This is a genomic window from Aeromicrobium sp. (assembly GCF_025965075.1).
Lineage (GTDB): Bacteria > Actinomycetota > Actinomycetes > Propionibacteriales > Nocardioidaceae > Aeromicrobium.
Genome location: NZ_JAOPXQ010000195.1, coordinates 1 through 22,264, shown reverse-complemented (window position 1 = coordinate 22,264; position 22,264 = coordinate 1). Strand labels below are relative to the sequence as shown.

Here is a 22,264-nt window from a genome sequence, read left to right as displayed (position 1 = left end):
CCGGACGGATCAAGGCGCACGTCGACCTCAAGGTCGCGGGTGACGACGTCCGCCTCGTCGCGCACATCGTCGCGGCCCTCGGGGTCGACGACGTCGTCGTCACGACGGCCGAGGACTCCTCGGTCCGGCGCATCCGCCGGTGGTCCCGCACCCACGCCCCGGGGCTCCTGGTGGGCCTGTCGTCGAGCCCCCGCTCGTGGCGCGGCAGCCCGTGGAAGCGTCGCCTGGTCCGGATCGAGGCCGCCTTCCCCCGCACCCGAGTGCGGCTCAGCCACGCCAATCTCGTCGTGTCGCACAAGACCGTCGCCCGGCTGACCCTGCGGTCGTACGCCCGACGGCGGCGCCTGCCCCTGCTGGTCTGGACCGTCGACTCGCCCAGCGAGCTGGAGCAGTGGATGAACGACCCGGCTGTCTGGATGGTCACGACCAACTATCCGGCGCGGGCGCTCGCGGCCATCCGGTAGACCGTCAGCCGCGGGCGATGCGGAGGAACTCCGAGACCGGGATCTCGCCCGTGACGTAGGCCTGCACGGCGTCCTCGCGCCGGACCTGACGGGCCTCGACCGCCGCCGGATCGGGGGCGGCGACCGGTCCGGCCGACAGCGCGTCGGGCCCGGGGTCGGGCACCTCCCGGAGCGTGGGCACCTCGTCGTGGCCGAACCCGCGCAGCACCCCCCGGACGTGCTCGCGGGAGCTGATCTCGCCGAGTGCGTAGGCCACCAGCAGGGTCACCTCGTGCTCCGACGCGGGGTGACCCTCGGCAGCGGAGCGGCGCAGGGTCTCGGCGACGGCGCGCTGGAGGAAACCGGGCAGTCGGGCGAGGTGGCGCGACCACTCGACAGCAGGATCGATGGGAGCTTTCGTCATGCGTCCGTCCCGGTGCTGGGTGACAGAAGATGCAGGAGTGCCCCGATCATAGCCGCGCCGACCCCTGTGACGCTGCCTTGCCGCCGGTGAATTCGGCCGGTGGATCCGGGGTCAGGCGACGTCGAGCGGCAGCAGTGCCGAGAGGTCGGACCGCTCCCCCGACGCCCGCAACGTCGCATCGACCCACGCGAGCCGCCCACGGCCCAACGCGATCCAGGTCGGGGCGTCCATCTCCACGACGGCCGGCGGGGTGCCCCGCGTGTGGCGCGCCCCCGCGATGCACTGGACCGCCGCGAACGGTGGGATCCGCACCTCGACGCTGGCACCCGGGGCCTTGTCGACCAGCAACGCGACCAGATGCATCGTCGCGGCCTTCAGGTCGGCCCGGGCGGGATCCCCCGCGTCGAGCCGGCGACAGACGTCGGCGAACTCGTCGTGCGTCAACGGGGTGGGCCTGCGAGCCATGGTCCAACCCTAGCCGGGCACCTTCGCGTCATGGTGTCCGCTTCCGGGGCTCTCCATGAGTGCACCGAACCCGCCCCAGAGAGACCCCCATGCCCTCACGCAGCAGGCTCGCCGCGCTCATCGCCGGCGCCGTGACCCTCACGAGCCTCGTGCTCGCCACCCCCGCGACCGCCGCGGGCACCCCCGACGGCAGCACCCCGGAGCGCGCCGCCGCGTCGTGCTGGGAGATCAAGCAGAACGATCGCACCGCCACCGACGGTGTCTACTGGCTCGTGACCCCCGCCCTGCAGGCGCCGACGAAGTTCTGGTGCGACCAGACGACCGACGGCGGAGGATGGGTCATGGTCGCGCGCGGCCGTCACGGCTGGGTGGAGGGCGCCGAGGGCCGCGGGACCCCCGCCTCCCTCACCGGCACGCCGACCGGCCCCAGCGCGTTCTACGCCAAGCAGCTCCCGGCCCGGACGATCGACGCCCTGCTCGACGGTGGCCGGGTCGACACCCTGCCCGACGGGATCCGACTGCGCCGCGCCGCGAAGACGGACGGCTCGACGTACCAGGAGATCCGGGTCAAGCTGGCGTCCCGTGACCGCTGGACGTGGGCGCTCGCGGCCGATCCGGGGATCCCGGTGAAGTCCTACTCGGTCGGCTCGTCGACCACGACCAAGTCGCAGACGACCCGCCTGCTCAAGATCTCCACCGACACCCAGCGGATCTTCACCGGCTTTTCCAAGACCAACGACTACGTCCGCGGCTTCACGTTCGGCAAGGCCGGACCGCGGGGCACGACCAGCGACGCCAGCTATCTCTACTCCAGTGCCTCCGGCGGCCGCTACGCGACGCCGTTCACCCAGATGTACCTCCGCCCCAAGCTGCGGACCTCCGCCCTGACCTATCCCGCGGTCCGCGACGCCGGCACCGCCTCCCAGGCCGCACCCGCGATCCCCGAGTCGGGCGCGCTCCCGACGACGTGGGGCGTCACAGGACTCGGCCGAGGCGGCAGCCTCTACTACGCGACCGAGGTCTCGGCGTTCGCGCAGATCGGCAACCGGATGTACGTCGGCGGCAACTTCACCCAGGTCCGCAACGCCGACGGCTCGCGCAAGGTCAGCCAGCCCTATCTCGCCGCCTTCGACGCGACCTCCGGCGAGTGGATCCCGGGCTTCCGGCCCGAGCTCGACAACCAGGTCAAGGCGCTCGTGGCCCTGCCGGGCGGCCGCCTCGCGGTCGGTGGCGAGTTCACCAGGGCCGGCGGCACCGCCGCCTCGGGCCTGGTCGCCCTCGACGCCACGACCGGACGACGCGACACCGGCTTCCGGGCAGACCTCACGCAGTCGACCAAGGGAGCCAAGCGCTGGGTGCGCGCGCTGGCCGTCTCCGGCGGACACCTCTATGTCGGTGGCGGCTTCACGTCCTACTCCGGCGGCACCACCAAGAAGTCCTCCGCCTACCGCAACATCGTGCGCGTCGACCCGTCCGACGGCACCCCCCGCAGCGACTGGCGCCCCAACCTGGCGACCGGGGTCAAGATCGCGAAGGGCAAACGGTCGCTCAGCTCGAGCGTCCTGTCGCTCGACGTGTCCGACGACGGCGCGACAATCTATGCCGCGGGCCAGTTCCAGCAGGGCTACGTCGGCGCGGACGGCAAGTCCTCGGTGTCGCGCCCCGGAGCCGCGGCGATCCGCACCTCGGCGCCCGCGACGTTCCGCTCGTGGTCGGTCAAGTCCAGCACCAGCAAGGCGAGCCGTCGCTACCAGCAGGCGGTGCGCCAGATCGGCGACCGTGTCTGGCTCGGCGGCAGCCAGCACAGCCTCTTCGGCTACACCGCCTCGGCCCTCACGCTGGTCTCGAGCCACCTCGCCCTCGGGGGAGGCGACATGCAGGCGATCGCCAGCCGGGCCGGCATCGCGTACGCCTCATGCCACTGCAACGAGTGGCTCTACAGCGGCACGAGCCACTTCGACAAGCCCCGCGCCTCGGGCTACAAGCAGGTGGCCCGGATCGGGTACGTCGGCGCGTGGGACTCGGCGACCGGGACCTATCTGCCCGAGTTCGCCCCGACGTCCAAGACCCGGGGCGGCGAGGGGCCGTGGGCCCTGCTGTCGGCCGCTGACGGCACCTTGTGGTCCGGCGGCGACTACGTGTCGGTCGTCAACCGGGACGGCACCAACCAGTGGGCCGGCGGCTTCGTCCGGTTCGCGATGCGTCCGCACACGCCGCCCGCGCCCCCCAGCGGGGTCACGGTCAGTCTCAGCAACGGCAAGGCGTACGTCTCGTGGTCGGCCTCACCGACCGCGGACGTCTCCTACGAGATCCTCCGCAACGACCGGGTCGTCGGTGTCACGAGCACGGGCTCGGTGTCGACCGCGATCGCCGGCTCGACCACCGGCGACCGGTGGTTCGTCCGGGCGACCGACGGCCGGGGCAACCGGTCGGCGTCGACGCCGGTCGCCACCGCCGGGTAGCCCGATCAGACGACGTGCGCGCCCAGCACCGCCGGCAGGGTCGCCTGCCAGGCGCTCCTGAGCTCCGCGATCGGGATCGACAGCTGACCGGCGACCTCGATCGTGTCGCCCCCGGTGCGGCCGACCGAGGCCAGCTCGACACCGTGCTTCTGGGCGAGCTCGACAAGCTCCTCGTGGCGGTCCTCCGCGACGACGACCATGGCGCGTGCTGAGGACTCGCTGAACAGGTCGAGGAACGGGTCCTCCAGGTCGACCGTGACGCCCACGCCGTGGCGGAAGGCCGCCTCGGCCAGCGCCATCGCCAGGCCACCGTCGGACAGGTCGTGCGCCGACTCGACCACACCGGACTTGGCCGCCTCGACCATGAGGTCCGCGAGGGCGCGCTCGGCCGAGAGGTCGACGACGGGCGGGCGACCACCGAGGTGGCCGTGCACGACATCGGCCCAGGTCGACCCGGACAGCTCCTCGCGGGTCTCGCCGAGGACCAGCACGTGGCTGCCCTCCGCGGTGAAGCCCTGCGTGATCCGCTGGCGCACGTCGTCGATGACGCCGAGCACGCCGACCACGGGCGTCGGCAGGATCGGGGTCTCGCCGGTCTGGTTGTAGAACGAGACGTTGCCGCCCGTGACCGGGATGCCCAGCACGGCGCACGCGTCCTTGAGACCGTGCGTGGCCTGCTCGAACTGCCACATGACGTCGGGGTTCTCCGGGGAGCCGAAGTTGAGGCAGTCGGTGACGGCCAGCGGCAGCGCTCCGGTCACGGCGACGTTGCGGTAGGACTCGGCGAGGGCGAGCTGCGCGCCGACGTAGGGGTCGAGCTTGGCGAACCGGCCGTTGCAGTCGGTCGACACGGCCACACCCAGCTGGCTCTCGGCGTCGACGCGGATCACGCCGGCGTCCTCGGGCTGGGCCAGGACCGTGTTGCCCTGCACGTAGCGGTCGTACTGGTCGGTGACCCACGACTTGTCGGCCATGTTGGGCGAGCTCACGACCGCGATCAGCTGGTCGCGGAGCTCGTCGCCCGAGGCCGGCCGCGGGAGCGCCTCGGCGGCATCGGCCTGCAGGGCGTCCTGCCAGTCCGGGCGGGCATAGGGACGGTCGTACGTCGGACCGTCGTGCGCGACCGAGCGGGGCGGCACGTCGACGACGGTCTCGCCGTGCCAGTCGATGACCAGGTGGTCGCCGTCGGTGACCTCGCCGACGACGACGGCCTCGACGTCCCACTTCTGGCAGATGGCCATGAACGCGTCGAGGTGCTGCGGCTCGACGACGGCCATCATGCGTTCCTGCGACTCGCTCATGAGGATCTCCTCGGGCGACAGCGTGGAGTCGCGCAGCGGCACGGTGTCGAGCTCCACCCGCATGCCCCCGCTGCCGGCTGAGGCCAGCTCGCTCGTCGCGCAGGACAGGCCCGCGCCGCCGAGGTCCTGGATGCCGTTGACGACCTTGGCCGCGAACAGCTCGAGCGTGCACTCGATCAGGAGCTTCTCCATGAACGGGTCGCCGACCTGGACGGCGGGGCGCTTCGAGGGCCCCGTCGACTCGAACGTCTCGGACGCCAGGACCGACACGCCGCCGATGCCGTCTCCGCCGGTGCGGGCGCCGTACAGCACGACCTGGTTGCCGACGCCGCTCGCGAAGGCGAGGTGCAGGTCCTCGTGGCGCAGAACGCCGACGCACAGGGCGTTGACCAGCGGGTTGCCCACGTAGGTCTCGTCGAACACGACCTCGCCGCCGATGTTGGGCAGGCCGAGGCAGTTGCCGTAGCCGCCGACGCCGGCCACGATGCCGGGCAGGACGCGGCGGGTGTCCTCGGCGTCGAGCGGGCCGAAGCGCAGCGGGTCCATGATCGCGACGGGGCGAGCGCCCATCGCGAGGATGTCGCGGACGATGCCGCCCACGCCGGTCGCCGCGCCCTGGTAGGGCTCGACGTAGGACGGGTGGTTGTGCGACTCGACCTTGAACGTGACGGCGTAGCCCTGGCCGATGTCGATGACGCCGGCGTTCTCACCGATGCCGGCGAGGGTCTTGCCGAGCGGCGTCTCCTGCGGGAGCTCGCCGAACTTCTTCAGGTGCACCTTGGAGGACTTGTAGGAGCAGTGCTCGCTCCACATGACGCTGTACATCGCCAGCTCGGCGCCCGTCGGGCGGCGACCGAGGATCTCGCGGACGCTCGCGTACTCCTCGGCGCGGAGACCCAGCTCGGCCCACGGCTGCGCCTGGTCCGGGGTCGCGGTGGCATGGGCAACGGTGTCGAGCTGGCGGGCTTCAGTCACGGGGCCGATCCTATCGGTCGTCCCGGGATCCCCCGACAGCCCCGTGACTGGCGCAAACCGACCCGCGAGTGGCGCAAAAGTCGACGACACGCCGTCTCATTTTCTTCATCCTGCGCCAGTCGCGGTCTGGAGTGCGCCAGTCGCGGTCTGGCTAGCGCCAGGCGCCTCGTTCGTGCTGGGGCGGATAGGGGGCGTCCTTGGGTGCGACGCCCAGCTCGTGGGCCGCCCGCAGGGGCCAGGCCGGCTCGCGGATAGCCGCACGGGCCAGCATCACGGCATCGGCCGAGCCGTCCTGCAGGATCTGCTCGGCCTGGGCCGGGTCCGTGATGAGACCGACGGCGACGACCGGCAGGCCGCTGACCGAGCGCACCTCCGCGGCGGCGGGCACCTGGTAGCCCGGGCCGATCGGGATCTCCTGGTGCGCCACGAGCCCACCCGTCGACACGTTGACGAGGTCGACCCCGTGGTCGGCCAGGACAGCAGCGAGCTTCGCCGTCTCGTGGACGTCCCATCCCCCGGGCGCCCAGTCGGTCGCGGAGAAGCGGACGAACAGCGCCTTGTCGGCCGGCCACACCGCACGGATCGCGTCGACGACCTCGACGACGAGCCGGGTCCGGCCGTCGAATGACCCGCCGTACTGGTCGGTGCGCACGTTGGAGAGCGGGGACAGGAACTCGTGCAGCAGGTAGCCGTGGGCGGCGTGCACCTCGACGACGTCGAACCCGGCCCGGTCGGCGCGTTCCGCGGCGGCGGCGAAGGCCGCGGGCAGCGCGGCGACCTCGTCGGTCGTGAGCTCGCGGGGGGCGGCGTAGCCCTCGAAGGCCAGCGCGCTCGGGCCGACGGTCTCCCAGCCACCCTGGTCGGCCGGAACGGTCCCGGTGCCGTCGGCGAACGGCGAGTAGGTCGACGCCTTGCGACCCGCGTGGGCGAGCTGCATCGCCGGGACGGCGCCCTGTCCACGCACGAAGTCGGTGATGCGACGCCACGGCGCGACGTGGTCCTCGGACCAGATGCCGGCGTCCTCGGGGCTGATGCGCCCCTCCGGGACCACGGCCGCCGCCTCGGTCATGACCAGGCCGAAACCGCCGGTGGCGTGCTGGCCGAGGTTGACCAGGTGCCAGTCGCCGGGCACCCCGTCCCGGTCGAACGCGCTGTACTGGCACATGGCGGCCAGCCAGGCTCGGTTGCGGATCGTGATGCCGCGCAGCGTCAGCGGCTCGAAGAGGAGGGGCACGTCCGGACCAACCGTCCGACGGCCCGGGTCATTCCCCTACAGGCCGAAGCCGTAGCGGATCAGGAAGTCCCGCTCGGTGTCGCGGCCACCCTCGGGATCGGGTGCCGGCTCGGTCTCCTGCGAGGTGATCGTGTCCTCGAGGCGTACGCGTGTGGGCAGCGTCGCGAAGTGCTTCGTCGGGCGGCGCTCCTCGGTGGCCATGCCTTCAGTCTACGTCCGCGGACAGGATCGTCACGGGCTCCGCCGGGCGACGCCGCCCGCCGGGGAACCGGCCGGCCAGGGCGCCGAGCGGCTCGACCGCACCGCTGAGGATGCTGACCGCCGCGTTGAGGTTGGGGATCGCGTGGCCCAGCGCCTCCAGCCGCGGCACGATCGCGTCGAACGTCTGGCCCAGCTCGACGAGCTGGTCGAGCGTGCCGCCGGGGGCCAGCAGCTTCTCGATGATCCCCCCGTCGGCGAGGAGCTGCTCCACGAGGCCACCCTCGGCCAGGATCCGATCCACCGCGCCCTCCTCGGCCAGCAGGCGGTCCAGCGGCCCACCGGGGGCGAGAAGACGGTAGAGCGGTCCGTCCTCGGCCAGCGCCCGGTCCAGCGGTCCGCCGGCCTCGAGCAGCCGGACGAAGGGTCCGTCCTCGTCGGCCATCCGGTCCAGGAGACCGTCGCGGGCGAGCGCCTTGCCGATCGGCCGGTCCTCCGAGGTCAGGTCAGCGAGCGTGTTGGCCAGACCGATCGGGCCCCGCTCGTCCGCCAGGATCCGACCCACCTGGTCGAGCAGTCCGTCCTCAGCGAAGATCTGCGCCAGCCGGGCCGCATATCCCCCGTCCCGCAGGATCGGGCCTCCCGGCGACGCGAGCTGCCCCAGAGCCAGGGTGGCCTGCGTGGCCGCGATCGAGACGCGGACGGGCAGCAGGGCGACGGCGCGAAGATCCATGCCGTCAGGGTAGGACCTTGACACTGTCGATGTCACGATCCGGGGTGCCGCGGGCACGGGACCCCGGCACCCGGTCTAGGCTGAACCCACCAGGGGCCGATCACGGGGGGTGCTGTGTCCGACGCTGCGGTCCCCGTCGCGCCCTCTGCCTGGCCCCCACCGTTCTCCGCGACGTACATCGCGCAGGCACGGGCCCTGCTCGCGCGGCGTCGCGCCGTCGTGTTCGTGGGCCCACCGGACGGCAGCAGTGACCGGCTCGCGGGAGCCGTCGCCGGTGCCCCCGAGGGCCCGTACTGGGCCCGCCACATATGCCGCTTCGGTGAGCAGGACGACGACCTGTTCGTCGTGCGTCAGCTCTTCGACTCGATCCGCCACGCCGGCCCGATCTCGACCGACGCCGCCGTGCTGGCGATCCGCGACGAGCTCGCCGCGGGCACCCCACCGACGGTCGTCGTGGGCAACGCCGATCTCGCCGACCGGGCCAGCGCCGAGGTGCTGGCCCGGCTCACGGCGGACGACACCATCACGGTGGTCGCGACGGTCGCCCCCGGCACGATCGCCGACGACTGGCCGCTGCTCGCCGTCGCCGAGCTGATCGACATCCCACCGCTCGACGCCACCACGATCAGCGGGCTCCTGCGGGTCCGCTACGGCTGCGAGCCGCACCCCTTGGTCGCCGAGCTGATCCTGGACCGGACCGGTGGGACGTACGAGATCGTGCAGGAGGTCGCGGACGTCGCTGTCGAGGCCGGCATCGTGATCCCGGTCGAGGGCTCGCTCGTCGTCGCGCCGCCCCGGGCCGGGACCCGGACCGCGTTCGTGGACCGGATCGGCCCGCTGAGCAGCGCGCTCCCGCCGGACTGCACCCCCGCGATGGCCGACCTGTTCGACCTGGCCGCCCTGATCGGCGAGCTCGACCTGATCGAGGCGCGGGACGTGCTCGATGACGCCACGATCGACCGGGCCCTGGCGCACGGCGCGCTGCACGCCCGCGGCGACGGTCTCGCCCTGTCCCTGCCGGCCGAGTCCAAGATCCTGCGCCGCACGATCCCGCAGCACCGCCGGGTCGAGCTCTTCACGACGTACGCCGCCCGGCTCCCGGTCTCGTCGGCCCGGCCCGGTGTCGCGGTGGACGTGGCCGACTGGTGGCGGGCCGCAGGTCGCCCGCTGCCGCGGGAGCTGGCCGAACGGGCCGCCCGCGAGGCCAACCTGGGCGGGCGTCACCGGCGTGCGCTGGTGTTCACGGGCCCGGGCTCCGCGCCCGTGGCCCCGATCGAGCGGCTGTACGCGTTGGTCGAGCTCGGCGACGCGAGCGAGGTGCCTGCCCTGCTCGCCGCGATCGACCCGACGACCCTGGGCGAGGACGACCTCCTGCCGTACCTGTGCTGGCTCAGGAAGCTGCCGGGGGCGACCCGCACCCGCCTGCTCGACGCCGCGCTGCAGCACGACGATCCCCGGGTCGAACGGCGCCTCGCCGCCGTCAGGACCCTCGCCGACCTGTTCGAACGCATCTTCCGGGAGGGCGGGGAAGGCCTGGAGGGCCGGCTCCGTGCGCTGACCTTCTCGGGACTGCTGTCGCCGCTCAACCGGGCCCTGGGCTTCAGTGCCCTGTCGGCCGTCCAACGGCACAACGGGCGGCCCGAGGTCGCGGTCCGCTCGGCGCGTCACGCCCTCGAGCTCATCGCGGCCGACGGCCGGCTGCCGAGCGCGTTCCACCTGTCCGTCGCCCAGGAGGTCCACGTCCTGGCACTGATCGCCGCGATCGACCTCGACGCCGCCGATCGGGCCCTGCGGGAGTACGCCGTCGGGCCCCTCGGCCGGCCGGGAAGTGGCCGGATGGGCGCCGCGCTGCAGAGCATGCTCGAGCTGGCCCGCGGCGACCGGCAGCAGGCCTTGGTCAACGCCCGTCTCGCGCTGGACGCCCTGCAGCGCCACGACCCGCACGAGCTCCGGGGCTGGATCGAGGCCCTGCTGGCGCAGGTCCTGGTGCAGCAGGGAAGCAACGGCGAGGCGGTGGACATGCTCCGGGCCAGCGACAGCCACCCGTCGCGGCTGCTCCAGAACGACCTCCACCGGCGCATCGCGGTGGCCGGCACCCACGACGAGCTCGGCGACCCGGAGCAGGCCCTGAAGCAGCTCGCCGCCGTCCGCGCGGTGGCGGCGGAGCACGACCTGCGCCAGACCGAGATCGACGCGGCGGTGCTCACGGTCCGGATCGGTGGTCCCGTCCACCTGCCGACCCTGCTCGAGATCGTCGAGGAGCTCGAGGAGGCGTCGGGGTCCCCCGCCGTCTGGCAGGACTTCGCCCGGGCCGCCCACGCGTACGACATCCCGGCCCTGGTCGCGCAGTGCTGCGCGCTGGAGCACGGCGCCCCCCGGCACGCCGCCGAGATCGCGCAGTACGTCCTCGACGTCGCCCGCCGCCGGACCGACCTCGACGCGGAGACCCGCAGCCACCTGCAGCGGCTGGCCGGAGTCGAGGCGTCACTCGTCCCCCCGCCTGCAGTCCGTGACGTGCTGCGCTCACGGTGGCTAGGGTGATGGCGACGACGTCTTGAGGAGGCCAGCGCCCGTGCTCGAGACCGATGACACGCCCGGCACCGGCTGGCCGCCGCCCTTCGACCAGGAGCTCGTCGACGAGGGCCGCGCCCTCGTCCGCAGCCAGGGCGGGATCGTCGTCGTCGGGCCCCCCGGCTCGGGTCGTCTCGCCCTGGCCCGCCGGATCGCCCAGCCGTGGCCCGTCCGCATCCACCGCGGCACGATGGCATCGGTCGCGACGCCCTACTACGCGCTCCGCCGGCTGGCTCCGCACATCGAGATCAAGGACGGCTACACCCCCGCCGACCTGGCCCTCGAGCTCGACCGGCGGCGACCGCTGGACCTGCCGGCCGTCACGGTCGTCCTGATCGCGATGGACCTGTGCGACCGGGCCTCCCTGAGCACGCTGATCGAACGGGCGTCCGCCGGCGCGATCGGGCTGATCGGCACGATCAGCCCCGAGGCCCTCCAGCACCACCCGCTGCTCGGCGCCGCGCCGACGGTCCGGCTGACCGCGTTCGACAGTGCCGGTGTCGCCCGGCTGCTGCGGCACCGGTTCGGCTGCGAGCCCGACCCGGTGGCCGTCGAGTTCGTCCGGGGCCGCTCCGAGGGCGTCTACGACGCCGTCGTCGACGTCGCGGAACGGGCGGTCGAGCTCGGCCTGCTGGCCCGGGTCGAGCACACGCTGACCCTCATGCCGGACCCCGGCGACACCAGCGAGCTGCCCCCGGTCAGCCTCTCCCCCGGCAGCTTCCACCTGCACGACCTGCTCGACGTCAGCACCGAGATGACCGATCTGCTGCAGATCGTGGCCCTCGTCGAGGAGACCGACGTGCACGAGGTCCTCGCGGTGATCCCGGCGGCCACGCTCGACCTCGCGGTCACCCACGGGGTCCTCCGGATCGACGGCGAGACGGTGCGCTTCTGCAGCGCGGCCGAGTCGGCCGCCGTCGACTCCTCGCTGACCCTGGCCCGCCGGCTGGAGCTGCACGACCGGTTCAGCGAGCACTTCCCCCGGACGTTCGAGCACCCGCGCGCCGCGATGCGCGCCGCGCTGTGCCGCCGCAAGGTGCGCCGACCGGTCGAGCCGGAGCTCGTCGTCCGCGCCGCACGCCAGGCCAACCTCGAGGGGCTGCACCGCGAGGCCGTCGCGATCACCGAGCCCGACGGGTCCGGGGACGTCGCCGGCGCGACCGAGCGGGCGTTCGCGCTGGTCGAGCTCGGTCACCATGCCGAGCTCCACACCTTGCTGCAGTCGATCGACCCCGCCGCGCTCACCGAGGAGGAGCTCACCGACTTCATCCTGCTGCGCTGGGCCCACCTGGCTCGGCCGACCGAGGGCTCCGACGACGACATCCTGGTCGGCGACGCCCGAACGGTGCGCCGGCGCGCGGCGGTCCTGCGGCTCGCGACGCTGTGGGCCACGGCGTTCCAGCGCAGCGGCGACGACCTCGAGCACGAGATCCGGACGCTGATCTTCTCCGGCACCCTGGGCCCCCTCAACACCGCGACCGCCTATCTGGCGCTGTCGACCTGCCAGCGCAACGGCGGACGGTCGCAGCAGGCCGTCGAGTCGGCCCGGCGGGCGCTCGACATGCTGCTGGAGAACCCGCTGGCCGGCGCGTCCGTGCTGGACCCGGCGCATGAGATCCTCGCCATCGCCCTGCTGGACGCCCTGGACCTCGCCGGCGCCGAGCGGGTCCTGGTGGCGTACTCCTCACGCCCCGCCCCGCACGGGCGGGCGGCCCGGATGGGGCATGCCCTGTGGGGACTGCTCGAATATCGACGCGGGCGGATCGGGTTGGCCCTGACGCACGCGCGGCTGTGCCTGGCCGCCCTGCGCGGCAACGATCCGCAGGAGATCTCGGGCTGGGTCCAGGCGATGGCCGCGGAGCTGCTGGCCCAGCACGGCCTGATGGACGAGGCCGAGTCGCTGCTCGAGCGGTCCGACCTGGCACCCGGTGTCACCCGGCTCCAGCACGATCTCGAGCGCCGGACGGCGGAGGCCCTCGCCTTCGACGCGATCGGCCGGCTCGACATGTCGCTGCGGCTCCTGCACGGCGTCGTGCGCCAGGCCCGGGCGGCAGGCCTGCGCAAGGCCGAGATCGACGCCGCCGCCGCACTCGTGCAGGTCGGCGGGCCCGACATGGCGCCGATCCTCAGCCGCGCGGTCGAGCCCGGCACCGACGCGGCCGGCGTGCCCGCCGTGTGGGCACGGTTCGTCCGGCACGTCGAGGCCGAGGACACCACGGCCCTGTTCCACCTCGTCGGCGACCTCAGCAACCTCGGCGCCGTCGTCCTGGCGGCGGAGATCGCCCGGTTCACGCTGGACTTCGGCGGCGCCCACGGCCGGCCACCGAGCCCGGGCGAGCGGGCGATCCTCGAGCAGGTCGCGTTCGGCGCGCAGCCGGTCCCTTCGTCCTGAATCCGGGCCGGACCTTGACCGGTCCCGACCCCCGACCTACGTTGCGAACATGATGGATCCTCTCGCCATCGACATCGAGGGACTCGTCGTGATCCGCGGCAAGAACCTCGTGATCCCGGACCTGACCGTCACGGTCCCCCGTGGCTCCGTGACCGGGCTCCTCGGGCCCAGCGGGTGCGGCAAGACGACCCTGATCCGCTCCATCGCCGGCATCCAGCGGCTGCAGTCGGGGCGCGTGCACGTGCTCGGTGGTCCCGCCGGGACGACGGCCGCCCGCGAGCGGGTCGGCTACGTGACGCAGAACAGCTCGGTCTACCCCGATCTCACCGTGCTGCAGAACCTGCGCTACTTCGCGGCCCTCGCCGGGACCAGCGAGGCGGCGACCCGCGAGGCGCTCGCCAACGTCGGGCTCGAGGGCAAGGCCGATGCGCTGACCGCTGACCTGTCCGGCGGTCAACGGACCCGCGTCTCGCTCGCCGCGGCCCTCCTCATGGACCCCGAGCTGCTGCTGCTCGACGAGCCGACCGTGGGGCTCGACCCCGTGCTCCGGCGAGATCTGTGGCACCTGTTCGCCGCGCTCGCCGCCGGCGGGAGGACCCTGCTCGTCTCGAGCCACGTGATGGACGAGGCCGGTCGGTGCGACCGTGTGCTGCTGATGCGCGAGGGACGGCTCATCGCCGACAGCTCGCCCGACGAGCTGCGCCACCGGACGGGGCAGACCGACCTCGAGCAGGCCTTCCTGACCCTCGCCGAGCGGTCCGCGGCATGACCCGCACCCTCGCCACCGCGCGCCGGGTCCTCCAGCAGCTCAGCCACGACCGGCGCAGCGTGGCCCTGATCGTGATCCTGCCGTCGCTCCTGATGATCCTGTTCAAGTACGTCTTCGACGGCTCGCCCGCGGTGTTCGACCGGGTCGGTCCGCAGATGCTGGGGATCTTCCCCTTCGTCATCATGTTCCTCGTGACCTCCGTGACGATGGTGCGCGAGCGCACCTCGGGCACGTTGGAACGGCTCCTCACGACGCCCCTGCGGCGGGGCGAGCTGATCCTCGGGTACGGCCTCGCGTTCGGGCTCGCGGCCCTGGTCCAGGCACTGGTGTCCTGCGCCACCGCGATCTGGTTGCTGGACCTGGACGTCAACACGCCGTGGGCCGTCGTGCTGTTCGCGGTCGTCGACGCCGTGCTCGGCACGGCGCTGGGGCTCCTGATGTCGGCCTTCGCGGTCACCGAGTTCCAGGCCGTCCAGTTCATGCCCCTGATCGTGATCCCGCAGCTCCTGCTGTGCGGGCTGTTCGCGGCTCGGTCCAGCATGCCGACGATCCTCGAGCGGACCTCGGACGTGCTCCCCCTGAGCTATGCGGCCGACGCGTTCTCGACCCTGGGTCGGTCGAGCGGCTTCGGCGGCGAGCTGACCAAGGACCTCGTCATCCTCGTGGCGTGCTGCGTCGCGGCGCTCGCCGGCGCGTCGCTGACCCTGCGCCGCCGCACGCCCTGACCTCGACGCACCCCGTCGGGCGGGCTACAGCGAGCCGGCGATCGTCCCGACGAGAGCCAGCAGGGCGATCACGATCGAGATCGGCACGAGCCACAGCGCCGCGATCGTCAGGCTGATGGTCGTGCCGATCTTGGGTGGGGCGAAGTAGCGCGCCCGCCGCAGGTCACCGATCTGGTCGATCCACGAGCCGGTCATCCGGGTGCCCTTCCAGACTCCTTGGAGCCGGCCGAGGACGCGCCAGCCCCCACCGCCGGCGATCTGCCCCAGGGCGCCGCGGGTCTCCTCGACCTTGCCGGTCAGGTTGATCAGGACACGCAGCTCGTCGGCGAGGAGGTCGGGGTCCTCCACGGCCTGCAGGATCCGCCGGCGACGGCCGAGGAACGCACCGGAGACCACCACCATCGCGACCCCGACGACCAGCAGCGCGAGGCGCATGCCGCCGGCGGCGGAGGCCGCCAGCAGCAGGGTCGTGAGGATGAACGGGATCGGCACCGCCAGCACGACCGCCGAGGGGATGCGCAGGAGCCGGACCGCGACGGCGAGCGTACGAGCCGTGCGGAGCGCGACCTCGCCGGTGCGATCGTCGACGCTCGAGGCGAGACCGCCCACGACGGTGTTGGCCTGCGACCCGAGCGACCTGGACTGACGAAACCTCATGCCGCCATCGTACGGAGCCGGGGCGACCCCGCCGATGTTCCGCCGCCCGCGCCTCTACCCTTCTGGGGTGGCCATCGTCCTCTCCCTCCTGTCAGCCCTGGCCTACGGTGTCTCGGACTTCCTCGGCGGGATCTTCGCGAAACGGGCCCCGGCGTGGCAGATCGCGGTCGTCGGCCAGTCCTCGTCGGGTGTCCTGAGCCTGGCCGCGGCGATCGCGATCGGCGGCTCGCCCACGGGTCACGACCTGATGTTCGGTGCGCTCGCGGGTCTCGGCGGCGGGTTCGGTGCCGCGTTCCTCTACCGCGGCCTGGCGACGGCCCGGATGAGCGTCGTCGCGCCCCTGTCGGGCGTCGGCACCGCGCTGATCCCGGTCGCGGTCGGCCTGGTCACGGGTGACCGGCCTTCCGCGATGGCGCTGACGGGCGTCGTGTTCGCCTTCCCCGCCATCGCGCTGATCTCGCGGGTCACCGATGACAGCCCGGCCCACCGCTCGGGTGTCGTGGACGGGGTGCTGGCCGGGATCGGCTTCGGCCTGCTGTTCACCTTCCTCGGCCAGGTCGGGGACGACGGCGGGCTCTATCCCCTCGCCCTGTCCCAGGCCACCTCGATCCTCAGCGTCATCATCACCGCGGTCGTCCTGCGCGAGTCCTGGGTGCCGCGCGACCGCGGCGCGTGGAAGGCCGCGTGGATGGGGCCGCTCGGTGCCACGGCACAGGGCGCGTTCCTGTACGCCACCCAGCACGGGCTGCTGTCGGTCGTCTCGGTCATCTCGTCGCTCTATCCCGCCAGCACGGTCCTGCTCGCCTCGGTCCTGCTGCGCGAACGCATCCAGCGCTGGCAGGCCGTCGGCCTGGCCCTGGCCGCCGCGGCGGTCTCCCTCGTCGCCCTCGGCTGACCCAGCCCAGATTTGCGGACTTCTACACGTTCTGGACGGGTCCAAACCGTTCAGAAGTCCGCAAATCTGGGCTGGGGTTATTTGAGGAACTTGCTCGTGGTCCGGTCCTTGAGCGGCTTGCCGCCGGTCTGGCACGTCGGGCAGTACTGCAGCGACGACTGGGCGTAGGTCACCTCGAGCACCGTGTCCCCGCACACCGGGCACGCCTCGCCGGTCCGGCCGTGCACCCGCATCCGGGTGCGCTTGTCGTCCTTGAGCTCCTCGGCCGGCTTGCCGCGCGCCTCCTCGACCGCGGCCCGCAGGATGTCCTGCACCGCGGCCTCGAGCCGGACGATCTCCTCCTCGGAGAGGTTCTCGGCGATCGCGAACGGTGACAGCTTCGCGGCGTGCAGGATCTCGTCGCTGTAGGCGTTGCCGACGCCCGCGATGATCTTCTGGTCCCGCAGGAGCCGCTTGACCTGCATGCGCCGACCCAGCAGGGGGCGCAGCTCGAAGCCCGCGGCCAGCGGGTCGGGACCCAGCGCCGCGATCCCGGCCACCTCGTCGACCGACCTCACGACGTACATCGCGAGACCCTTGCGGGTCCCCGCCTCCGTGACGTCGAACCCGACGCTCGGTCCCTCGCCACGGTCGAGCCGCACCCGGGCCGCGATGTTGCTGGCGCCGAGCTTGAGCTTGGTGTCGGGCAGCGGGTCGGACCAGCGCAGCCAGCCGGCCTTCGCCAGGTGCACCACGACGTGGATCCCGCTGACGTCGACGTCGATGAACTTGCCGTGCCGGGTCACCCCGGTGACCTCGAGCCCCTGCAGGGCCGACACGGGCGGGTCGTACGTCTTCAGGACCGAGAACGACGCGAGCTCGACACCCGCGACGACCGCGCCGGTGAGCTGCTCGTCGAGGAACTCGACCAGGGCGTTGACCTCGGGAAGCTCGGGCATGGACCTATCATCCCGCGTCGGCGGCCGGAACGAAATGATCGTGCCTGGTCAGGAAGTTCTCCAGCGCCGGCCAGGTCGTCCTCCGCGCGGCCCGCCCGGTCAGGACGCCGAGGTGGCCGCCCGGTGCCTGCACGAGCTGGGCGTCCGGCGATCCGGTCACGAGATCGAGCAGGTGCTCGACCGACGCCCGCGGGGCCAGGGTGTCGTTCATCCCGGCCACGACCAGGACCGGGACGTCGATCTTGCTCAGCTCGACGGTGCGCCCGCCGAGCTCCATCGTGCCGCTCGCGAACTCGTTGGTGCGCATCACGACGTGGTAGAGCTGGCCGAACGTCCGGCCGGGATAGGCGTACATGCCGGCCATGAACCGGTCGACCGCCTCGAGCTGCGCCAGGAAGTCCCGGTCGTCGGCGTGCCGGGCCATCGCGAGGGGCTTGGTGAGGTACTTGTCCAGGCTCGAGACCTGGAAGCCCAGCCGGGTCAGCGGCGCCGGGACACCGCCCATCGCTCGGTAGGCCGGCCCGATCAGCGTGCCGGCGACCCGGTCGACCGGGCGGGCGAGGGCCAGCAACGGGACCTGCCGCAGGTCGAAGGGGCTCGCGACCGCCGTGACGGATGCCAGCGGCAGCTCGGGGTGCGCCGCCGCCATGAACATCGTGAAGATGCCGCCGAGGCTCCAGCCCGCGACGTGCACCCCCGTCGCGCCGGAGTGCTCGGCGGTGATCTCGACCGCGGCCGGGACGACCGAGTCGACCCAGTGCTCGATCCCGAGGCCTCGATGGGCGAAGCTCACCGGTCCGTAGTCGGCGAGATAGACCGGGCGGCACTGCTGGACGAGGTACTCCACCAGGCTGCACGTGCGGCGCAGGTCGAACGCCAGGGCGGGCGCCGCGAGCGGTGGGACCAGCAGGACGGGCCGGCCGCGGACCGTCACGCCGGGGGCGGCGCTGTAGCGGTACAGCGTGAACGAGGGGCGCTGCTCGACGATGTCGCGCGGCATCGGCCGCAGGTCGGCGATCGGCCGGCGGGCGACCTTGTCACCGAGGTTGCTGCGGACGGTCGCGAGCCTCCGCGGGAGGCCCAGCTGAGGGAGTGCCACGTGTCGAGTGTCCCAGAGGCCCGCGTTCCCGCCCGGCGAACGGCTCAGCGGCGGGCTTCCTCACGGTGGGCGTCGAGCCAACGCATGACGGGGGTCGCCGAGATGCCGTGCACGATCACCGAGACCGTGATGACGAATCCCACGGTGGACCACAGCAGGTCCGCCTCGGCGAACTTCGCCTCGCCCGTCGCGTAGGCCAGGTAGTAGATCGAGCCGATGCCCCGGATGCCGAAGAAGGCCGTCGCGATGCGTTCGCGCGGACCCAGGTCACCCGGCCGGATCCGCAGCGCGATCCACGCCGTGACCGGTCGGACGACGAAGATCAGCAGCAGCCCGAGCCCGGCAGCGGACCAGGTCAGGTGCTCCAGCAGCCCGCCGGAGATCGCAACGCCCAGCAGGAGCAGCACGACGAGCGTCAGCAGGCGCTCGAGGCGCTCGATGACCTGATGCATCAGCGCGTGGTAGTCCGCGCTGCGCTCCATCGACCGCAACGTCATGGCGCACACGAACACCGCGAGGAAGCCGTAGCCGCGGCTCACCTCGGCGGCGCCGTACGACAGCAGGACCGCGGCGATGGCCAGCAGCGGCTCCCCGGTCTCGGCCACCCGCATCGACTGCCGGCTGGAGTGGAACGCCGATCGGGCCAGGAGCCAGCCGGTGCCCATGCCGACGGCCACCCCGATCACGACCTTGCCGACGACGTCCCAGGCCAGCCACTCCAGGCCCCAGTCGGCGACGCTGCCCGCGCCGGCGACGAGGATCGCGAGGTAGACGAAGGGGAAGGCCAGCGCGTCGTTGAGTCCGGCCTCCGAGGTCAGGGCGAATCGCACCTCGTCGCGCTCGTCGATCTCGTCCTCGTCCTCCTCGTCGGTCGTCGGGCCCTCGACCTGCACGTCCGAGGCCAGGACGGGGTCCGTCGGGGCGAGGGCGGCGCCCAGCAGCACCGCCGAGGCGGGTCCGAGGCCCACGATCCACCAGCCGAGCCACGCCGCCGCCGCGATCGACAGCGGCATCGCGATCGCCAGCAGGCGCCACGTCGTCCCCCACCGTCGCCACGACGCCCACGAGCGCAGGCTGAGCGGCCGGTCCAGCGCGAGGCCGACTCCCATGAGGGAGATGATGACCGCGAACTCGGTGATGTGCTCCAGGAGCGCGCGGTCGTCGGTGGGATCGAGCTGCACCGCGTCCGGCAGCGGCAGCAGACCCACCAGAGCACCGATGGCCAGCAGGACGACGGGGGCCGACAGCGCGACGGTGCGCAGGGCGTACGGCAGGATCACCGCGAGGATGAGGGCCAGGCCCGTCAGGAGATAGACGAAGTCGGCGTCGATGAGGTGGGCCACCCGGTGACGGTACCCATTGCGGCCGCGCCTACCCCGTGAAGGTGAGCCAGAGCAGCGAGACGTTGAGCACGATGACGATCGCCGCCACGACGCAGGCCGCGCCCGTCGTGGTGCGCCGGTTGACGTGCTCGCCCATCAGGTCGCGGCGGGAGGTCAGCGAGACCAGCGGCACCAGGGCGAACGGGATGCCGATCGACAGCACGACCTGGGACACGACCAGGGCGCGGCTGGGCTCGGCGCCGAGCGCCAGGACGACCAGGGCGGGGATCAGCGTGACGACCCGGCGCACCAGCAGCGGCAGGCGTACGCCCAGCAGCCCGTGCATGACCTCGGCACCCGCGGCGCTGCCGACCGAGGTCGAGGCGAGGCCCGAGCCGAGCAGGGCGACCGCGAACAGCAGCGCGACCCCCGCGCCGAGCTCGGACGTCACGACCCCGTGGACGCCCTCGAGGGTGTCGGTCCCGGGCAGGCCCTCGAGGCTCGTCGCCGCGACGACCAGCAGGGACAGGTTGAGCGCGCCCGCCAGGATCAGCGCGAGGACGACGTCGGTGCGCGTCGCCGAGAGCAGCTCGCGCAGCGAGTGCCCCTCGCCGCGGGAGCCGAGCCGGGTCACCGTGAGGCTCGAGTGCAGGTAGATGACGTGCGGCATGACGGTCGCGCCGATGATCCCCGACGCGAGCAGGACGCTCTCGGAGCCCTCGAACGTCGGGACCAGCCCCGCGGCCACGTCACCCGGGACCGGCGGGTCGATGAACAGGCCGGCCATGAACCCGACCGCGATCAGGAGCAGGAAGCCGATGATGACGCGCTCCAGCGCGCTCTGCCCGCGCAGGTCGCCGATCCGCAGGATCACCATCGCGACGCCGGCGGTGATGACGGCGCCGACCAGCAGCGGCAGCTCGAACAGCAGGTTGAGCGCGATCGCCCCGCCGACGACCTCCGCGAGGTCCGTCGCGACCGCGATCGTCTCGGCCTGCAGCCAGTACGCGATCCGCGGTCCGCGGCGCAGCTGTTGCCCCATGTGCCCGGCCAAGGACGTCCCGGTCACCATCCCGAGCTTCGCGGACAGGTACTGCACCAGGACCGCCATGACGTTGGCCATCACGACGACCCACACCAGGGTGTAGCCGAACTTCGCGCCGGCCGTCACGTTGGTCGCGACGTTGCCGGGGTCGACGTACGCCACCGCGGCGATGAAAGCAGGACCCAGCAGCCCGACGCGCGGCATCCGGTCCTTGACGAGCATGCGCACCAGCATCGCGTACGACGGAAACGCCGAACGGCGCCACCCCCAGGTGCGTGACCTGGAGATGACGCCGCTTGTCAGGCGTGCGTGCTGCTACGTCGAGTAGACGCGGGTCGAGCCGCCGGAGCCGCCCGAGCCGCCGCCGCTGCGACGACGTCCGCCGCCACCGCCGCGGTTGCCGCCGCCACCCTGGGGGCGTCCGCCGCCGTTGCCGCGGAAACCACCCTGCGGGCGGCTGCCACCGCCACGGTTGCCACCACCGGAGCCGCCGGAGCGGGCACCCTGGCGGACCGACGAGGCGTGCGGCGCCTCGGTGCCGGCGCCGGACAGCGCGGCGACCGTCATGGGCGACGGGGCCGTGCGCGAGTCGTGGTGACGAGCCGTGACACCGGCCTTGTTCTGCAGCTGGATGACGTCGCGCAGGGCCTCGGGCGTCGTCATCGTGACGACGGCTCCGGACTCCCCGGCGCGAGCCGTGCGGCCCGAGCGGTGCTGGTAGGCCTTGTGCTCGGCGGGGGCGTCGTAGTGCACGACCAGGCCGATGCCGTCGACGTGGATGCCGCGGGCGGCGACGTCGGTCGCGACGATGACGCTGGCGCGGCCACTGCTGAACGCCTCGAGGTTGCGCTCACGGTGACGCTGCGAGAGATCACCGTGCATGTCGACGGCCTCGATGCCGTTCATCGTGAGCTGCTTGGCGAGGCGCATGGCCCCGCGACGCGTCCGCGTGAAGACGATGCTGCGCGGGTTGGCGCGGAGCAGGTCGAACGCGGCCTTGGACTTGTCCGTCGCGGTGCTGACCAGGACGTGGTGCTCCATCGTGTCGACGGCGCTGTCGGCCGAGTCCACCTCGTGCAGCACGTGCTGCGGCAGGTGACGCTTGACCAGCTTGTTGACATCGCCGTCGAGCGTCGCCGACAGCAGGAGGCGCTGGCTGCGCTCCGACGTCTGGGACAGGATCGCGTCGATCGGCTTGTAGAAGCCGAGGTCGCACAGGTGGTCGGCCTCGTCGAGGACCGTGATCTCGATGTCGGCCAGCGTCATGCAGCGACGATCCAGCAGGTCGGTCAGGCGACCCGGGGTCGCGATGACGATGTCGACACCGTTGCGGAGCGTGTTGATCTGCTTGTTGATCGGCACGCCGCCGTAGACCGTCGTGAGGCGCAGGCCCATCTTCTGGGCGAGCGGCTCCATCGCGGTGCGGACCTGGGTGGCCAGCTCGCGGGTGGGCAGCAGGATCAGGCCACGGGGGGCCTTGGGCCGGCTAGTGCGGCCCGCGAGGAGGGTCAGGACCGGCAGGCCGAAGGCCAGGGTCTTGCCCGAGCCGGTGCGAGCACGGCCGAGGACGTTGCGTCCGGCCAGCGCGTCGGGGATGACCGCAAGCTGGACGGGGC

19 protein-coding genes are annotated in these 22,264 nt (G+C 72.6%); 7 read left to right on the top strand and 12 right to left on the bottom strand.

Annotated elements, in window-relative coordinates:
* Nucleotides 1–464, top strand: a 464-nt coding sequence (locus tag JWQ91_RS11880; protein ID WP_297784156.1) for a hypothetical protein, incomplete at its 5' end; no start/stop codon positions are given.
* 4 nt (nucleotides 465–468) lie between these two features.
* On the opposite strand, the gene JWQ91_RS11875 is transcribed toward JWQ91_RS11880, so the two are convergent.
* Nucleotides 469–867, bottom strand: a complete 399-nt coding sequence (locus JWQ91_RS11875) for a hypothetical protein (protein ID WP_297784153.1) — start codon at nucleotides 865–867, stop codon at nucleotides 469–471.
* Between the two features lie 111 nt (nucleotides 868–978).
* The gene (locus JWQ91_RS11870) at nucleotides 979–1,332 is read right to left on the bottom strand and encodes a sterol carrier family protein (protein WP_297784150.1); all 354 of its coding nucleotides are present in this window, start codon (nucleotides 1,330–1,332) and stop codon (nucleotides 979–981) included.
* An 89-nt stretch (nucleotides 1,333–1,421) separates the two neighbouring features.
* Here JWQ91_RS11870 and JWQ91_RS11865 point away from each other — a divergent pair, with 89 nt between their 5' ends.
* Complete coding sequence (locus JWQ91_RS11865) at nucleotides 1,422–3,794, top strand: fibrinogen-like YCDxxxxGGGW domain-containing protein (protein WP_297784148.1); 2,373 nt, start codon at nucleotides 1,422–1,424, stop codon at nucleotides 3,792–3,794.
* Between the two features lie 5 nt (nucleotides 3,795–3,799).
* On the opposite strand, the gene purL is transcribed toward JWQ91_RS11865, so the two are convergent.
* The 4 genes from purL to JWQ91_RS11845 form a co-directional block, all read right to left on the bottom strand.
* Nucleotides 3,800–6,070, bottom strand: a complete 2,271-nt coding sequence (gene purL / locus JWQ91_RS11860; RefSeq protein ID WP_297784146.1) for a phosphoribosylformylglycinamidine synthase subunit PurL — start codon at nucleotides 6,068–6,070, stop codon at nucleotides 3,800–3,802.
* A gap of 151 nt (nucleotides 6,071–6,221) precedes the next feature.
* Entirely contained in the window at nucleotides 6,222–7,304 is a 1,083-nt protein-coding gene (locus JWQ91_RS11855) for an NADH:flavin oxidoreductase/NADH oxidase (protein ID WP_297784143.1), read from the bottom strand.
* 36 nt (nucleotides 7,305–7,340) lie between these two features.
* Nucleotides 7,341–7,505, bottom strand: a complete 165-nt coding sequence (locus JWQ91_RS11850; RefSeq protein ID WP_297784140.1) for a hypothetical protein — start codon at nucleotides 7,503–7,505, stop codon at nucleotides 7,341–7,343.
* 4 nt (nucleotides 7,506–7,509) lie between these two features.
* Nucleotides 7,510–8,235, bottom strand: a complete 726-nt coding sequence (locus JWQ91_RS11845; protein ID WP_297784136.1) for a hypothetical protein — start codon at nucleotides 8,233–8,235, stop codon at nucleotides 7,510–7,512.
* 114 nt (nucleotides 8,236–8,349) lie between these two features.
* Between JWQ91_RS11845 and JWQ91_RS11840 the strand changes: the two genes are divergently transcribed.
* From JWQ91_RS11840 to JWQ91_RS11825, 4 genes are read left to right on the top strand one after another with little or no spacing between them, the layout of a single operon-like run.
* On the top strand, nucleotides 8,350–10,776 hold the full coding sequence (locus tag JWQ91_RS11840; protein WP_297784133.1) for a hypothetical protein: 2,427 nt from the start codon (nucleotides 8,350–8,352) through the stop codon (nucleotides 10,774–10,776).
* Nucleotides 10,777–10,807: 31 nt separating this feature from the next.
* Complete coding sequence (locus JWQ91_RS11835) at nucleotides 10,808–13,198, top strand: hypothetical protein (protein ID WP_297784130.1); 2,391 nt, start codon at nucleotides 10,808–10,810, stop codon at nucleotides 13,196–13,198.
* Nucleotides 13,199–13,247: 49 nt separating this feature from the next.
* Complete coding sequence (locus JWQ91_RS11830) at nucleotides 13,248–13,967, top strand: ABC transporter ATP-binding protein (RefSeq protein WP_366521380.1); 720 nt, start codon at nucleotides 13,248–13,250, stop codon at nucleotides 13,965–13,967.
* A complete protein-coding gene (locus JWQ91_RS11825) occupies nucleotides 13,964–14,692 on the top strand; it encodes an ABC transporter permease (RefSeq protein ID WP_297784127.1) in 729 nt (242 codons plus the stop codon). Before JWQ91_RS11830 ends, JWQ91_RS11825 begins: the two co-directional genes overlap by 4 nt.
* Before the next feature lie 24 nt (nucleotides 14,693–14,716).
* Here JWQ91_RS11825 and JWQ91_RS11820 read toward each other — a convergent pair whose 3' ends face one another.
* Entirely contained in the window at nucleotides 14,717–15,349 is a 633-nt protein-coding gene (locus JWQ91_RS11820) for a hypothetical protein (protein WP_297784124.1), read from the bottom strand.
* 67 nt (nucleotides 15,350–15,416) lie between these two features.
* On the opposite strand from JWQ91_RS11820, the gene JWQ91_RS11815 reads away from it, so the two are divergent.
* The gene (locus tag JWQ91_RS11815; protein WP_297784121.1) at nucleotides 15,417–16,244 is read left to right on the top strand and encodes a DMT family transporter; all 828 of its coding nucleotides are present in this window, start codon (nucleotides 15,417–15,419) and stop codon (nucleotides 16,242–16,244) included.
* Between the two features lie 77 nt (nucleotides 16,245–16,321).
* Here JWQ91_RS11815 and JWQ91_RS11810 read toward each other — a convergent pair whose 3' ends face one another.
* The 5 genes from JWQ91_RS11810 to JWQ91_RS11790 form a co-directional block, all read right to left on the bottom strand.
* Nucleotides 16,322–17,182, bottom strand: coding sequence for a DNA-formamidopyrimidine glycosylase family protein (locus JWQ91_RS11810; RefSeq protein ID WP_297784118.1), 861 nt, complete (start codon nucleotides 17,180–17,182; stop codon nucleotides 16,322–16,324).
* Between the two features lie 7 nt (nucleotides 17,183–17,189).
* A complete protein-coding gene (locus JWQ91_RS11805; protein WP_297784115.1) occupies nucleotides 17,190–18,281 on the bottom strand; it encodes an alpha/beta fold hydrolase in 1,092 nt (363 codons plus the stop codon).
* Nucleotides 18,282–18,325: 44 nt separating this feature from the next.
* Nucleotides 18,326–19,624 (bottom strand): cation:proton antiporter, encoded by a 1,299-nt coding sequence (locus JWQ91_RS11800; RefSeq protein ID WP_297784112.1) that lies wholly within the window; start codon nucleotides 19,622–19,624, stop codon nucleotides 18,326–18,328.
* Nucleotides 19,625–19,652: 28 nt separating this feature from the next.
* Nucleotides 19,653–20,870, bottom strand: a complete 1,218-nt coding sequence (locus JWQ91_RS11795; RefSeq protein WP_297784109.1) for an Nramp family divalent metal transporter — start codon at nucleotides 20,868–20,870, stop codon at nucleotides 19,653–19,655.
* Between the two features lie 93 nt (nucleotides 20,871–20,963).
* On the bottom strand, nucleotides 20,964–22,264 hold a 1,301-nt coding region (locus JWQ91_RS11790; protein WP_297784106.1), incomplete at its 5' end, for a DEAD/DEAH box helicase.

Coding starts and splice junctions, on each gene's coding strand:
- JWQ91_RS11875 (WP_297784153.1), bottom strand. CDS start 867: ATGACGAAAGCTCCCATCGATCCTGCTGTCGAGTGGTCGCGCCACCTC.
- JWQ91_RS11870 (WP_297784150.1), bottom strand. CDS start 1,332: ATGGCTCGCAGGCCCACCCCGTTGACGCACGACGAGTTCGCCGACGTC.
- JWQ91_RS11865 (WP_297784148.1), top strand. CDS start 1,422: ATGCCCTCACGCAGCAGGCTCGCCGCGCTCATCGCCGGCGCCGTGACC.
- JWQ91_RS11850 (WP_297784140.1), bottom strand. CDS start 7,505: ATGGCCACCGAGGAGCGCCGCCCGACGAAGCACTTCGCGACGCTGCCC.
- JWQ91_RS11845 (WP_297784136.1), bottom strand. CDS start 8,235: ATGGATCTTCGCGCCGTCGCCCTGCTGCCCGTCCGCGTCTCGATCGCG.
- JWQ91_RS11830 (WP_366521380.1), top strand. CDS start 13,248: ATGATGGATCCTCTCGCCATCGACATCGAGGGACTCGTCGTGATCCGC.
- JWQ91_RS11825 (WP_297784127.1), top strand. CDS start 13,964: ATGACCCGCACCCTCGCCACCGCGCGCCGGGTCCTCCAGCAGCTCAGC.
- JWQ91_RS11820 (WP_297784124.1), bottom strand. CDS start 15,349: ATGAGGTTTCGTCAGTCCAGGTCGCTCGGGTCGCAGGCCAACACCGTC.
- JWQ91_RS11810 (WP_297784118.1), bottom strand. CDS start 17,182: ATGCCCGAGCTTCCCGAGGTCAACGCCCTGGTCGAGTTCCTCGACGAG.
- JWQ91_RS11795 (WP_297784109.1), bottom strand. CDS start 20,870: ATGCTCGTCAAGGACCGGATGCCGCGCGTCGGGCTGCTGGGTCCTGCT.